Annotated in this window: 14 protein-coding genes and 1 pseudogene; 2 read left to right on the plus strand and 13 right to left on the minus strand. The window is 70.9% G+C overall.

The window, feature by feature from the left end; all coding sequences use genetic code 11:
• Window positions 1-390 precede the first annotated feature (390 nt).
• Window positions 391-1,263: a DUF4394 domain-containing protein gene (locus tag ACIQK6_RS38400; protein ID WP_329094694.1), complete on the plus strand. Its 873-nt coding sequence runs from the start codon at window positions 391-393 to the stop codon at window positions 1,261-1,263.
• A gap of 175 nt (window positions 1,264-1,438) precedes the next feature.
• Here ACIQK6_RS38400 and ACIQK6_RS38405 read toward each other — a convergent pair whose 3' ends face one another.
• The 6 genes and pseudogenes from ACIQK6_RS38405 to ACIQK6_RS38430 form a co-directional block, all read right to left on the minus strand.
• The gene (locus ACIQK6_RS38405) at window positions 1,439-2,086 is read right to left on the minus strand and encodes a fasciclin domain-containing protein (protein ID WP_329094696.1); all 648 of its coding nucleotides are present in this window, start codon (window positions 2,084-2,086) and stop codon (window positions 1,439-1,441) included.
• Window positions 2,087-2,650: 564 nt separating this feature from the next.
• The gene (locus tag ACIQK6_RS38410; RefSeq protein WP_329107380.1) at window positions 2,651-2,890 is read right to left on the minus strand and encodes a chaplin; all 240 of its coding nucleotides are present in this window, start codon (window positions 2,888-2,890) and stop codon (window positions 2,651-2,653) included.
• 447 nt (window positions 2,891-3,337) lie between these two features.
• A pseudogene (locus ACIQK6_RS38415) lies at window positions 3,338-3,877 on the minus strand (XRE family transcriptional regulator); the annotation flags it as partial.
• A gap of 112 nt (window positions 3,878-3,989) precedes the next feature.
• The gene (locus ACIQK6_RS38420; protein WP_329094698.1) at window positions 3,990-4,421 is read right to left on the minus strand and encodes a RidA family protein; all 432 of its coding nucleotides are present in this window, start codon (window positions 4,419-4,421) and stop codon (window positions 3,990-3,992) included.
• Between the two features lie 55 nt (window positions 4,422-4,476).
• Window positions 4,477-5,175 (minus strand): PAS domain-containing protein, encoded by a 699-nt coding sequence (locus tag ACIQK6_RS38425; protein ID WP_329094700.1) that lies wholly within the window; start codon window positions 5,173-5,175, stop codon window positions 4,477-4,479.
• Complete coding sequence (locus ACIQK6_RS38430) at window positions 5,172-6,350, minus strand: pyridoxal-phosphate dependent enzyme (protein WP_402697106.1); 1,179 nt, start codon at window positions 6,348-6,350, stop codon at window positions 5,172-5,174. The genes ACIQK6_RS38425 and ACIQK6_RS38430 overlap by 4 nt, the downstream gene beginning before the upstream one ends.
• A 351-nt stretch (window positions 6,351-6,701) precedes the next feature.
• On the opposite strand from ACIQK6_RS38430, the gene ACIQK6_RS38435 reads away from it, so the two are divergent.
• Window positions 6,702-6,839 carry a hypothetical protein gene (locus ACIQK6_RS38435; protein ID WP_329094704.1) on the plus strand — a complete coding sequence of 46 codons (138 nt, stop codon included), beginning with the start codon at window positions 6,702-6,704 and terminating at the stop codon, window positions 6,837-6,839.
• 270 nt (window positions 6,840-7,109) lie between these two features.
• Here ACIQK6_RS38435 and ACIQK6_RS38440 read toward each other — a convergent pair whose 3' ends face one another.
• The 7 genes from ACIQK6_RS38440 to ACIQK6_RS38470 form a co-directional block, all read right to left on the minus strand.
• Window positions 7,110-7,397, minus strand: coding sequence for a hypothetical protein (locus ACIQK6_RS38440; protein WP_329094706.1), 288 nt, complete (start codon window positions 7,395-7,397; stop codon window positions 7,110-7,112).
• Between the two features lie 37 nt (window positions 7,398-7,434).
• Window positions 7,435-7,698: a hypothetical protein gene (locus ACIQK6_RS38445; protein WP_329094707.1), complete on the minus strand. Its 264-nt coding sequence runs from the start codon at window positions 7,696-7,698 to the stop codon at window positions 7,435-7,437.
• A complete protein-coding gene (locus ACIQK6_RS38450; protein ID WP_329094709.1) occupies window positions 7,695-8,006 on the minus strand; it encodes a DUF6247 family protein in 312 nt (103 codons plus the stop codon). Before ACIQK6_RS38450 ends, ACIQK6_RS38445 begins: the two co-directional genes overlap by 4 nt.
• Window positions 8,007-8,144: 138 nt before the next feature.
• A complete protein-coding gene (locus tag ACIQK6_RS38455) occupies window positions 8,145-8,303 on the minus strand; it encodes a hypothetical protein (protein ID WP_329094711.1) in 159 nt (52 codons plus the stop codon).
• Window positions 8,300-9,952 carry a HEAT repeat domain-containing protein gene (locus ACIQK6_RS38460; protein WP_402697110.1) on the minus strand — a complete coding sequence of 551 codons (1,653 nt, stop codon included), beginning with the start codon at window positions 9,950-9,952 and terminating at the stop codon, window positions 8,300-8,302. The genes ACIQK6_RS38455 and ACIQK6_RS38460 overlap by 4 nt, the downstream gene beginning before the upstream one ends.
• A gap of 1,060 nt (window positions 9,953-11,012) precedes the next feature.
• Complete coding sequence (locus ACIQK6_RS38465) at window positions 11,013-11,291, minus strand: hypothetical protein (RefSeq protein ID WP_329094716.1); 279 nt, start codon at window positions 11,289-11,291, stop codon at window positions 11,013-11,015.
• 468 nt (window positions 11,292-11,759) lie between these two features.
• Entirely contained in the window at window positions 11,760-13,385 is a 1,626-nt protein-coding gene (locus tag ACIQK6_RS38470; protein WP_402697112.1) for a hypothetical protein, read from the minus strand.
• Window positions 13,386-13,395: the final 10 nt, after the last annotated feature.

Below are 13,395 nucleotides of genomic sequence, written 5' to 3' on the forward strand. Positions count from 1 at the left end.
GCCGGACAACGCGTCCTCGCCGCCGGCATCGTCGGCCAGGGTGAGCCACGGGTCATCAAGGCGGAACCGGTGCGCGGCGCCGCCGGCCCCGGCCAGCACCAGCGTGGCGAGCGTCGGTCCGGTGGGTACTCCGATCTTGTCGCGGGCCAGAAGCCAGGCCACGAGCGGTGACTGAGCGGATCCCGGGGACGGCTGCGGGTCAAACGACGACCGGCCTGGGGCTGGGGCGCTTCGGAAGTCGGCGGGCAGCCCGGCTGGAGTAACCAGGGCCGTCTTGTGTGAGCCATGCGAGTGGCCTGCGGCGCCTGGACCTGTCTGGCGTGAACTCGGTGACGAACCCGGGACGAGACGTCGGCCGACCCGGCCGATGCATCCGATCCGGGAGTACCCATGCGATACCACTCCACCCCCGCCGCTACCGCCGTCGTACTGGCCGCCCTGTGCGCGGCGCCCGCGCTCGCCGCCAGTGACACCCCGCCGCAGACCCTGCCCGCGATGGAGGGCAAGGGCGGCCTGAGCGCGATCGGTCTGACCGGAGATCAGCGCCTGGTCGAGTTCGATGTGAACAAGCCGTCCAAGACCTGGTCGCTGGGCAGGGTCTCGGGTCTGTCCGGCGACACGAAGCTGGTCGGCATCGACTTCCGGGTACAGAACGAGAAGCTGTACGGCGTAGGCGACCGGGGCGGCGTCTACACCCTGAACACTACGAACGCGCGGGCGGTGAAGGTGTCGCAGCTGACTGTGGCGCTGGCCGGGACCGCGTTCGGCGTGGACTTCAACCCGGCCGCGAACCGGCTCCGGGTCATCTCCAACACCGGCCAGAACCTGCGCCACAACATCGACGACCCCGCCGCCCCGCTGACGACGACCGTCGACGGCACCCTGACCAACCCCACCATGCCGCCGTCGACCGCGATGGGTGTCACCGGCGCCGCCTACACCAACAACGACCTGAACGCTGCGACGGCCACCACTCTGTTCGACCTGGACACGATGGCCGACCGAATCTCTCTACAGTCCCCCGCGAACGCCGGAACCCTCTCCCCCACCGGAATGCTCGGCGTCAACGCCGACCTGGACTCAGGGTTCGACATCCACTACAGCCCGGCCACCGGGGTGAACCGCGGCTTCGCCGCCATCGGCACGACCGGCACCTACCGCCTCTACGCGGTCGATGTCCTGACTGGCAAGGCAACCGACAAGGGCGCCTTCTCGACCCGATACCAGGTCATCGACCTCGCCCTGCCCATCAACCAGAAGTAGCCACCGAACCCCTGCCGGGTCCTGCCCGCACGCTGCTCCCGTGGCGACGACGGGGCACCGCCAGGGCCGGGCCCGGCAGGACATCACCGCGCGGTGATGTCACCCGGACAGGCCGGTGGCCCCGCCCACTCGGAGGGCGGGGCCACCGGCCGTTTCCCGTCGCCGTGTGTGCCGACTACTTCGGCATCAGGACGGTGTCGACGATGTAGACATTCGCGTTGGCTGTCTTCACATTGCCGCAGACCACGTTCGAGGTGTCATTGACCATGTAGGCCTCGCCGGAGCCCGAGGTGTTGACCATGCCCTTCTGCAGTGTCTCGAAGCTGCCGTTCTCCAGCTGCTTCGGGCTGAGCTTCTGACCGACCACGTGGTAGGTGAGGATCTTGGTCAGCTGCTCCTTGTCCGCGAGGACCTTGTCGAGGTCGGCCTTCGGAATCTTCGCGAAGGCGTCGTTGGTCGGGGCGAAGACCGTGATGTCCTTCGCGTTGTTCAGGGTGTCGACGAGGCCGGCCTGCTTGACCGCGGCAACGAGGGTGGACAGGGCCGGGTTGTTCGAGGCGGCGGTGGCGACCGGGTCCTTGGCCATGCCGTCGAACGAGCCCGCGCCCTCCTTCGGGACACCGGCACACGCCGCCCCGAACGGCTTGTCACCGGTCATCGACTCCTCCGCCGGGGTGCTCTCACCAGTCTTGGCCTGGTCCCCGGCAGCCGCGGGAGGCGCGGCCTTGGTGTCACCGGAGTCTGAGCACGCGGCAAGGGTGAACGGCAGCAGGGCGGCTGCGGCAACGGCGATCGCAGTACGGCGGATCTTCAGGGTGTTCATGATCAGTTGCTCCCCTTGAGCTTCTGTCGGTCTGTCATGTGGGATTCAGGGGTGGTGCTGCCGGACCGGCGTTTCGTGGTGGGCCGCGCCAGGTGCGATGACGAGCCGCGCCTGCTCCGGCCCTGTTCGCCCCGGCGGCCAGCCGCACCAGACCGGCAAACCAGCTCCGTCACAGCCAGCACCATCACAGCGGCTGCAACGCCTGCCGCCCCGCCGAGGGCGGCGCGGGGCAGGGGGCTGCGGACCTGGTTCACACGCCGGGTTCGGCAGCATCCACCTGGCGGATTGGCCGGACACCCAAACGAGTGGCCTGCTCGATTCCGGCGCTTTCAGAGGTCGAACGCGAACACCGCGGTTCGGCCCGAAGCCCCACACACCTGGTGATCAGCGCGTCCCGGCGAGAGGCACTGTGGGTGGCTGAGCCGACAGCCACCCACAGCCAACCCGACGGCTCACAGGGGGTGCGCCCGAGACGCGCCCCAGTCCTGCATCCGGCGGGTCACCGGTCCACACCGCCGCGTCTACTCGGCTGCGCGGACCGGGGGCCTTCGAGGTGGTGCCGGATCAGGCATTGACGCAGGTGTTGCCGAATGCCGGGTTCAGCAGCCCAATGATGCTGACGGTGTTGCCGCAGGCGTTCACCGGGATGTGGATGGGCACCTGGATCAGGTTGCCCGAGCCCACGCCCGGCGAGTACCCGGCCACACCCTGCGCGCCCGCGTCAGCGGATGCCGCCGACGCACCGCCGACCACGACCGCACCGACCACCAGTACCACCGCCAGAACTCGTCGCACACGAACCATGTCAACTACCTCCCGAAAAGGTGCCTCGGCTCTGCGGAGACCCCGCACCGCCGGCGCGGGAACGAGACCTCCCGGCATCCCCGCACACGCCGTCTTCGCCGCAGCCCGCCCACCAGCTTGGCCACCACAGCCTGGTTCCCCCGAACGAGGCACGGCGCGCCGTGCCGCTTGACGCAGCACCTTCCCCTCCACCCGACCTGATCGCCGCGGCTGCGCGGCAAAACGCTGCTGCCGCGCGGAAGGACACAAGGGCCCCGACCGGCCGGGGGGAGGGCCGGGTCGGGGCCGCGCCCAGACCCGGCGGGGGGCCGGGTAGGCGGTCAGGGTGTAGGGCGGCAAGGGTGCTCGCCCCACGGCGGCCTGGCCGGCCAAGTCCCGGCTGGATGCTGCCGACCGGGGACGGAAACCGGCAACGTGTGACGGCAGCCGGGTCCTGCCCGCAGTCGGCAGGCGCAGGGTCAGGGAATGTTTCTCCGGCGGAAGGACGTCCAGCGCCGCGCGGGCGTGCGCGGTGCCGGCGGCAGTGTCGCCGGCAGGGGCGATCATCAGCCCGCGGTGCAGTTGCAGGTGGGTCGCGAACCGCGGCAGGGTCGCGGGGAGCTCCGCCGTCGCGGCGTCCTGAGCGGCGACGGCCGTGGCCTCGTCACCGAGGCGGGCGGCGAGCAGGGAGATGAAGACGTTGAGGCGCCAGTGGGGGACGGCGTAGTCGGAGGTCTGCTCGTGCGAGCCGGCCCGGTCGAAGATCCGCCGGCCCTCGGCGAGCAGGGAGCGTGCGGTGGTGTGATCGCCGCGGAGCGCGGCGGCGTGGGCCTTGCCGAGCAGGGCGTTCAGCAGGCCCAGGAAGGGGCGGTTGCTGAGGGCGATGGCCTGGTCGGCGAAGACGTCCGCGACCGGGAGGGCGGCGCCTTCGTAGCCCAGCGCGATCGCAGCGCGGCCGCGGACCCACACGCGGGTGTCGAGGTCGTCGGAGGTGTCGGCTGCCTTCGCGCGGCGGGTGGCCCGATCTCCATTTCACCTTGGAGGGTGTAGATCTTGTCGATGCTGCCACCTGTGGTCAGCACGTAGACCTTCGATCCGGCGGCGTTCGCCGCGTGCTCGGTCATTCCTGGCTCCCTGTGCCCACAGCCGCGATTGCCTGGACCTCGACGGCGGCACCGTAGTGCAGGCTGCTCACGCCGGCGACCGCGCGGGCGGGCCGGTACGAGCCGAGCCATTCGGCATAGACCGTGTCGAACTCGGGCCACTGGGCGATGTCAGTGACATAGACGGTCACGGAGATCAAGTGGTCACGATCCGTGCCGGCCGCGGCCAGGCAGTTGTCGAGATTGCGCAGGACCATCCGCACCTGGGTGTCGAATGGCTCGTCCGCTGCGGGGGTGCCGTCCGGGTGGAGCGGGAGCTGGCCGGATATGTGGGCGACGCCGTTGTGGACCGCTACGTGCGAGTAGTGGCCGAGTGGGGCGGTCATGGCGGTGCTGTTGGCCAGGCGGATGGTGCTGGATTCGATCGTCCGGTGCGTCGAGTTGGTCATGGATGCTCTTCCTGGGGCATGTCGCGGCCGGTTTTGAGGGCGCTCCTCGGTACGGCTACTTCGTGTAGTTGTAGACGGTCGCCCGTGAGACACCGAGCTGGTCGGCGATGAGCTGTGCGGAACTCCGGGTCTCGAAGAAGCCTTCGCGATGCAGCTGTCGCACCAGCTCGCGCTTCTGGTCACGGTTGAGACCACGCGGGGTGCTGGAGCGCTCTGCCGCGTAGGCGTCGATGGTCGATCGGAGTTCGCGTCCGCTGCGGTCACGCAGTGTCTCCAGGGCCTCACCTTGGTGTTCGACATCCGTGGCGACGAGGTTGGCCATGACCATGGCCAGCGGGGACAGTGCGCTGATGTCCAGGTTCAGGCACAGGGCGGCGACGTAACGGCCCTCGGCGTTCTTGATGCCGATCGAGGTGCTCTTGGCCGGGCGTCCATCGGGGAACTGGTTGCTGTAGTTCTGGATGACGCTGGGGTAGTCGGGGTCCGCGATGCGGCGCAAGCCCAGTTCGGTGGCGGAGTCGCCGACCTGCCGTCCGGACAGGTTGTTCTCGATGACGCGGATGGCGTTGTCGGGCCGGCGCAGATCGTGCAGGACGACCTCGCACAAACCGGGGAACATACGCCCGACGGCGACAGCGATGCGTTCCGCTTCCCGTAGGAGGTGCTCGTCCTCCGGTACGTCGCGGTCGTCTTCGGGTACGGCGGGCTGGCCAGCGCTGGTGCCGTCCGGCAGGCGGCCGGTGGGGTGTGTCATCGAGCGCTGCCCGGTCCCGGAGCGCCGTCGCTGTGTCCGGCGAACACCGCGGCCATCTTTTCGGCGGACTTCAGCCCCGCACCGGTGAGCACGACCACGGTCGTCTCGTCCGGAGCGATCTTTCCGGTCGCGATGAAGTGGTCGAGGGTTGCCGCGGCGACGCTGCTGGTCGGCTCGGCGTACAAGCCTCGCGCGCTCAGTGCGCGGACCGCGGCGTGGATTTCCGTCTCGGGTACGGCGTAGGCGGCGCCGTCGGAGCGGCGGATGGCCGCCACTGCCTCGGGCAGCCGGACCGGGTGGGCGATGGATGCGCCCTCGGCGATGGTCGGCATCCGCTCGCCTCGGCTGGCCGGGTCGATGCCGTTGAACGTGTCGGCGATGGTCGCCCAGTGTTCGGGCTGCCCGACGAACAGGCGCGGGCGCCTGTCGATCTGGCCGGCGTCGAGCAGTTCACCGAACGCGAGGTCGCATCCAATGATGTTGCTGCCGGCCCCGGCCACGAGGACCACGTTGTCGGGCGCGGCGAAGCCGAGAGACTCCCACATCTCGTAGGCGATGGTCTTGGCGCCCTGGATGAACATGGGGTGCCAGTTGTGGCTGGCGTAGGGGATCTGCTCCGACTGGCGGATCGCCTCGTCCGAGACCTCGTCACGGGTGCCGCCGACGAACTCGATCTCTGCTCCGTAGGCGCGGGCCTGGAGGATCTTGGCTGCCGAGGTGGCGGCGGGAACGATGATCTTGGCGCGGATACCGGCGGCGGCTGCGTAGGCGGCCACCGCAGAACCGCCGTTGCCCGAACTGTCCTCCAGTACGCGGGTGGCGCCGTGCGCTGCGAGGTGAGACATCATCACCGATACGCCCCGGTCCTTGAAGCTGGAGGTCGGGTTGAACCACTCCAGCTTGAAGTGGACACGCCGGCCGGCCCAGTCGAGCGGGATCATCGGCGTACACCCCTCACCCAGGCTCACCCGGCGGGCGGCGGGCACAGGCAGGGCAGCGTGGTAGCGCCACAGGGACCGTTCGCCGGTGTCGATCTGCTCGGGACGCAGGCCCGGCAGCGCACTGACTGCGAGAGGGCTGCCGTCTTCGCCCCGCCATCGGGGGTCGTCCAGGCGGTAGCGCTCCCCGGACCGGTCGTAGAGGTCGGCGGCGGCCGAGTGATGTTCCACGTTCATGGGCGTCTCCGGCTTTCCATTGGTCGACGTGCTGTCGCTGGGGTCCTACGACCAGGGCGTCCTGCCACCCCCACACTAGACGCACTATCTAAACATAGACAATAGATCTAATCACAGTCGGGCGCCACCGGGCGCTCGAAGACCCCGCGGCCGAGGCGTCGCAGCCGCCGGGATCCCAGTAGCACTCGCGGAAAAGCCAACGAAGTAGCCCCTGACCTGCAGCACTGTGATACTCCGGACCCCACTGGGCGCTTCAGTGACGCACCCCGGCGGCGGCCCTCCCCCCTCCCGCCCCAAACCGTGGGACGTGCTGCGTGGTCACGTCCAGGCGCAGCCGCTGGAAGCGGAGGGGTGGCGGTAGACGCCGCCGTGGTCGATGGCGTGGTCGGCACTGACCTCGGCAACGAGGGCGGGTTGGACGAGGGTGGTGTCGAGGACGTCGCGGCTCCCCCACGCCGCCGAGAAGCGCGCCCGCTGGTCGGGGCCTGAGCCAGCCCGGGCAGACCCGGGGAACGGATGGAGTTTCCCAAAGCGGTGTGCGTCCCGCTCCTCATCTCGTGGGACCCGGTCTGGTCGAAGATGCGCTGGCCCTGGCGAGGAGCCCGCGAGCAGTGGTGTGGTCGCCGCGGCGTGGGGTTTACCGAAGACGGTGTTCAGCAGCCACAGGGCCGGCCGGTTGCCGATGGCCATGGCCTGGTCGGCGAGGACTCCGCAATCGGAAGGGCGGCGCCTTCGTAGCCGAGGGCGGTCCCGGCGCGGTCAGGGCGTTCCGAGGGGTTCGATGTTGTCCAGGGCGGTCGGTAGTTCGCGGCCGCCGGCTTTGGGGCGGATGTAGGCGCGGCGGGTCCAGCGCGGTCCGGTGTGGGTGGCGACTTCCTCGAGGACGACGGCCATCAGTTCGCCCTCGGTGCCGGAGGCGATGTCGCGAACCCGGTGGCCGAGCAGCGGGTGTTCCTCGTGTCCGAGTCCGAGGTCGCGACCAATGTTCCGGCGCGCGGCGCCGACGACGTCGCAGGAGCAGGCCAGCATCAGCCCGCGACAAGCCACCGCCGACACCGGTCGTCCGGCACAGCGACGATCCGGCCTAGCCCAGCCAGACGATGCCCAGCACGGACAGCCGCCGGGTGAGGCGGTTCGCCATGTAGACGACGGAGAGCCGGCCCACGGACGCGGCGCGGACGTTCTCGCCCTCCGGGTCGCCGGCGTTCCACTGCGGCCAGCCCCACGGGGCGCGCACCGCGATATCGAGGACGTCGCGGACCGTCTCCCGGGCCGGTTCGGGGAGCTCGGCGAGGGTCTTAGCGGCCTGCGGGGACAGGCGCACCGCCCACGGCTGTTCTCCGGTCACGGGCGGCCGCCGAGGACATCTTCCAGGTCCACGAAGTCGGCGTCGTCCTGGCCGGAGTCCATGAAGGCATCGACGTCCGGGGCCGCGGCCACGCGCAGCTGCCAGGTGCGGACCACCTCGTGCAGGGGGGTGAGGCTGAACGCGTGGCGGGCGTCTTCAAGCGCCTTCGTCCAGTCCCGCTCGAAGGCTGGCACCCACTGCTCGGCACGCCGGTCCGCGCGGAGCTGGGCCAGGAGTTCGGCCGCGGCGCCGGGTGCGGGCGCGTACGGGGCGGCGGTGGCAGGTGTGTGGTCGGGCTCGGCGCTCATCGGCTCCTCCTCGCAGGTGCTACCCGTCACGGTAGGGCGCCGTGGCCCAGGCCGGGGAGGTCCGGACGGATGCCGCAGCCCGGGGCCCGTTTGCTGCGGCGCCGCGGGCGCGGCAGCAAACGGGGCGGAACAGCACCTTCACGCGGGGCTCTTCGCCGCTTCCGCGCGGCGCAGGGCGCCGACCAGCGTCCATGAGAGGTCGTCGGAGTCCAGGCCCTCGGCGTCGACCGGCAGGTCGGCGGCCGGATGGATACGGGGCCTCGCCCGTTTCCTGCCTGCCTGCTGCGCAGCCGTCACTCCCGGCAGCCGTACGCTGCGGCCACCTCCGCCAGCCCCTCCAGGCCGCCGTCCGCGCCGCTTCCCTCGCCCACGCGGGCGAGCAGGAGCACCCGGGCCGGCACGCCTGCGGCCGCGTATGCGGCAAGCCGGTGATGACCGTCCAGGATCGCGCCGACCAGCCACCGCTCCTCGTGCAGGGCGTCCACGTACCGGTCGTCGATCCAGCCGAGAACCACCGCGGCGGGCCGCTCCCCCGCCGCTACAGCGGTCGCGTGCCGGGCGACGGCCGCCGGGTCGAGCGCTTCCGGCGGCTGCGAGGGCAGGAAGGCGCCATAGGTGAACGGCACCCGGCCTCCCGGAACGGGCGCGGTGAGCTGGAAGTGCGCGACGCCGGGCCAGTAGTCCCCGGGGCGGTCGTACTCGGGGCGGTCGCCGTCGTCGCCGTCCGCCTCCGACCGGGCTGCCGCACGGCGGTACCACCACGACCGGGTCGGCTCGGCCACCCGTTCCAGGGGGAGATCGAGGAGGAGGGCGCGGTAGTGGCCGGTCTCCAACTCGCCGAGTACGGGGCTCCATTCGGCGAGCAGCGCGGTGTCGAGCCGATCCAGGTCAGTCAGCCGCCCGCGCATGCGGGCCGCGATCCGGGCAGCCTCGTCGTCCGGCCAGTCCAGCAAGGTCAGGCCCAGCTCGCACGTGTCGCACAACGAGCCGACCCGGTACAGCGGTTTTCGGTCGAACGTCAGGCACCGGTCCCAGCGCGGCCAGGAGGAGCCGGGCGACGGTGGGTCGAAGGCGACGCGGATCCGGCCGGCGCCTTCGTCGACAGAGAACCGGGCCCGCGCGCTGGACTCGACAACGAGGTCCCGCACCGCTGCGGGCGCGCGCTCGATGCGGCCGTCGGCCCAGGCGGCGCGCACGGCCGCCGCGTACGCCGCTCCGCTTGCCCGCTCCGGCAAAAGCGGGTCGCGGCTGGTGAGCCGTACGAGTGCGTGGTGGACGTCGTACACGCGTTCCTCGGCGCTCTCGGCCAGCCATCGAAGCAGGTGCGGTACTGCGGCGGGATCGCCCATCAGCTCCAGGGCGACGGTGAACGCGGTGTGGTCGAGTCCGGTCACCTCGGACAGTCTCCCGGCGATTGGCGCCGTCCACGCGCGGGCACCGAGGCGGCCCAGCGCGAGCGCGGCACGGCCGCGCGGCGCCGCGGAGTCCTCTAGGAGGGCGCCGAGGAGCGGCGCGAAAGACGGGTCGCCGGAGAGCCCCATGGCGTCGACGAGCTCGGGGGCGGGCGAGCCGCCGGTTCCGGCATTGCCCCCACTGGATGCAGGGGCGTCCTGCACGTAGGTGCGCAGGAGCTCGGCGGGCAGTCGCAGCCCGCGCAGCACAGCGGTCCTCAGGAGGTCCTTGCCGTCGTCGCCGGCGAGCCCGGGCATGGCCAACAACCGCAGCAGCACCGCGTCGCCCGGCTCACCGAGGCTTCGCAGGAACCAGGTGAGGTAGGGGCGGAAGGCCGTGTGGTCCGTCTCCGATCGGTACAGCTCCTCGACCGCCTCGGCGAGAGGGCCGGGCCGGTCGGTGTTCGGCGAGTGCAGCGCGTACAGCGCAGTCCACGGGTCGTCGGCGCACAGAGCGGCGCGGAGACGTACCCGGACGGTGTCGTGATCCCCCATGCGAGAAGTATCGGCCCAGAAACGGGAGGCAGCGGACGCAGCCGGTGTAGCGGCGCCTGAGCGCAGGCTCGATGCACATGCCGCAGTTCTCTGATGGGGAGTGCGTAGTGCCACGGGGTGGGCCGAAAGCGTTTCCTCTTGAGCCTCACCCCGTGGTCATTTTGGGTTGTGGTCTTACGCGGGAGGTAGGCCCGGAAGCACCGTCCCGGTGTACGCAGCGAGCACGCTTCCCAGGGCTCAGCTGACCACGGGAGAGTTGAGGATGCCAACGACGGATCCACCCCCGCGTCGGAGCCTGCTGGGGTCGGGAGAGCCGTTGGCGGCCTCGGTTTCGAGACGTGTGGCGAGCTGGGTGAACTCGAGGGCCTCTTCTTCTGGCAGTTCCAAGGCAGGTGCAGCCTGACGCAGTGCGCGGGCGGGCCGGTATGCCGGCAACGGGCCCGCGGGCGGCAGGCCGCAGCCAGGAGGTCGCCGAGCACGGCGACATCCCCGGCCCCGTCGGCTTCTACGGCGCGGTCAAGGCGTGCGGAAACCTCCCAGATCCGGCGCTCGGCCAACACCCGGCCCACAGGCGCGGCGTACGGGGTGAAGCTCACGGACCCGGGGCAGGGACAGGTCGTGGGCGAGCGTCGCGCCGGCGAACCGCACCGGCCGGAACCAGCGGTCCGCACGGTCCCCGGGCAACACCACCGCATACCCGACCAGGGCGCCGCCTCGCCAAGGCGCTCGCGCACGAGGAGGCCGGTGTCGCGGAGCCGGTCGAGGAAATCCGCATCGTCGTGGGCGTGGGCGGCGGCGGTACGGACGGTGCGCTGCAGGGACTCGCGGGCGGTCCCTGCCAGGCCTCGGCGGGCTGCCTTCTCGGCCTCGGCAGTGAGCGGGCGGCGGCGGAGCCGACGCACTGGCGCTGCGTCGGGCGGCCGCCCGACGGTCGTCCTGATCGGCGTGCCAGCTCAGGGCGGTGATGTCGGCGTAGCGCGGTGGGCTGCGAGAACGACAGGGCTACTGCAGGCATCGCGTCTCAGATTGTCGTGAGTAGGCTGCGTTGGCCGCGGTCCCGTCACATGCTCGTGAGGTCCACCCACACCCACGGTTCGTGGTCCCACGAGCGCACTTCGCCGACGACCAGTTCGATGACCGTTCCCACCGGCGGGAGGTCCTGAGCCAGTCGCCTCACACCTGGCTCGCCACCGCGGCGGATGGTGTCGAGGGATGCGCCGACCGGCTCGTATTCGTCAAGCTTCGCTGTGATGCCCCATGGCTGGTGGCTGGTGATGGTCGCTTGGACGGGCTCACCCGGGTGAAGCTCGCTGAGGGGGCGCTTCGGCTTGTTCGGCATGGCGGCATCATCTCTCCCTGTCACCAGCAGAGTGTCGGCGGGGACCGTAGTTCGACCAGGCGATGCGGTGCCCTCGCCGAGCCCGCCGAACGGGCCGTGCCCACGGCCTGACGGAAGGACGCGCCCGTGCCCGCCGCCAGTCCACGGAGGCCGGGACCAGCTACTCCAGGAACGTGACTTCCTGAACGTCGTGCAGGGGGCTGCGCGGTCACCCTGCGCTGCCGCTTGAAGTCGACCTCCACCATGCCGACCGGGGCCGGCCACCCGAGCCGCACCACCTGATCAAGTCGCCACGGTGGCAATCGGGCAGGCCCCGTGCCCGCTGCGACGGCCGCCATGCCCGGTGGCGTCGCTGCCGCGGCGGAGCCGGTGCTCGGGGCGGCCAGCGCAGCGGGGGCGCGCCCGGCCGGGCTGGGGGTAAGGGCGGGGATCCGTCGGGCGGGCTGCCCGGGGCCGGGGCATGGGGCTTCAGGCAGTGCGGTGCGCTCCGACGAAGTGCTGAAGGGCTTCCTGCGTGTGTGGAAGGCCGAGGTCCCGCAGCCGGTCGGCGGACGAGCGGATGAGCCAGGGGTGCCGTTGGCCGGCAAGATCGCCGAGCAGTTGCTGCTGCGCCGCTGTCAGGTCGGCATAGCGGGGTGTGGGGTGCGGCTGCGGTGCGAGGAAGAGCGCCTCGATCGCCCTGCGGGTGCGGGACCCGTAGTAGTCCCAGACGATGCGGGGCAGGCACGCGTCGAGCGCCTCGCGCACGGAGGCCGGGTCCGAGCCGGCGGGCAGGGAGTGCAGGGTGCGCTCGATGTGGCCGTGAAGGTCGCCCCCGCAGTAGTCGGTTACGCGATCGAACGGGTTGCGGGCAGCTGCCGTGAGCTCCGTGACAGCCCGGCTGAGCAGGCTGGGGCCGACAGGGGCTCCGTCGAGGGCGGCGAGACGGATGAGGGCAGTGGCCGCAGCCCATCGCATCAGTGGGTCTGCGGCGTCCAGGTACGGGGTGATGTCCTCTGCCGTGGAAGAGGGTCCGAGGAGGCCGGCGGCGAGCAGCGCGGTGGCTGCGGTGACCGGGTCCCTCTCGTGTGTGGCGAGGGCGAGGAGGCGGGGCAAGGAGGTGGCGGAGAATTCGGGGAACCAGGCCAGGAGGTAGGCGATCCGGGTCCGCAGACAGGCGTCGGCATCATCGAGTAGGACGAGAAGGCTTGGGAGTTCGGCGAGGACCGCGTCGTATGACTGGAGCGCCGACCACCGGGAGTCGGGCGAGTTGCCGGCGGCCACCCAGTCCCGCATCTCCTGAAGCTCTGCGCGCTTGTCGGGATCCGGCTCGGCGGCCAGTTGCTCCTCGTACCACGGCAGGGACACCTCGGGTCCGACCTCGGCCGCGGCCGCTCGCCATCCGGCCACGTTGATACCGGTGGTCACGTCGTACTCGTCGTGCCAGTCCACGGCCAGGCGAGTGAGCAGCCACATGGCGTTCTCACGGGCGGCCGCGGGTCCCCCGACGGCAATCCTCGCGAGGAACGGCACGGCGAACGGGGAGGCCGAATACCGGCTGCCCTGATGGAAGATGCTGCTGAATAGCCTGCTGAACGCCTCCTTTCGCGCCTCGTCGTCGCTCCCGCACAGGGCGCGTATATGCCCTGGAACGTCATGCGCCGACCGGTAGGCGTGCGACAGGCCGGCCCAGTCCACATCGTCCAGCCCCGCCAGCAACTTCTCGTACTCGTCGATCATCGAAGAAGGATCGCAGGGGGCACTGACACAGCCTCCGCGGCCCAGCAATAGCTGGTCCCACCCAAAGTGGCGCTGGTCCGCGACGTTCTGCAGGGTGCCCACCAGGTGGCGGGCCATCTGCGGCCAGTCCGTGTCCCGCATCAGCACAGCCATCACGTCGTCGCCGAGGTGGCCGCGCAGCTGGTCGGCCGACCAGCCCGGTGCCATCTTCCCGGCGTCCTCGCCGAGTTCCTCCTCCCGGCCGGTGAGGCGTTTCTGGGCGGCGCGGCGGACCGCGGCGGAGATGGTCAGCACCAGGCGGTAGGCCATCGCCGCGGTGTGCGCGGCCTCCCCGAGGGCTTCGGAGAACGGCTCGGGCTGAGGCGGGTACGTCATCGGCAGTTTC

This window comes from Streptomyces sp. NPDC091682, assembly GCF_044756625.1.
In the GTDB taxonomy this organism is placed as follows: domain Bacteria; phylum Actinomycetota; class Actinomycetes; order Streptomycetales; family Streptomycetaceae; genus Streptomyces.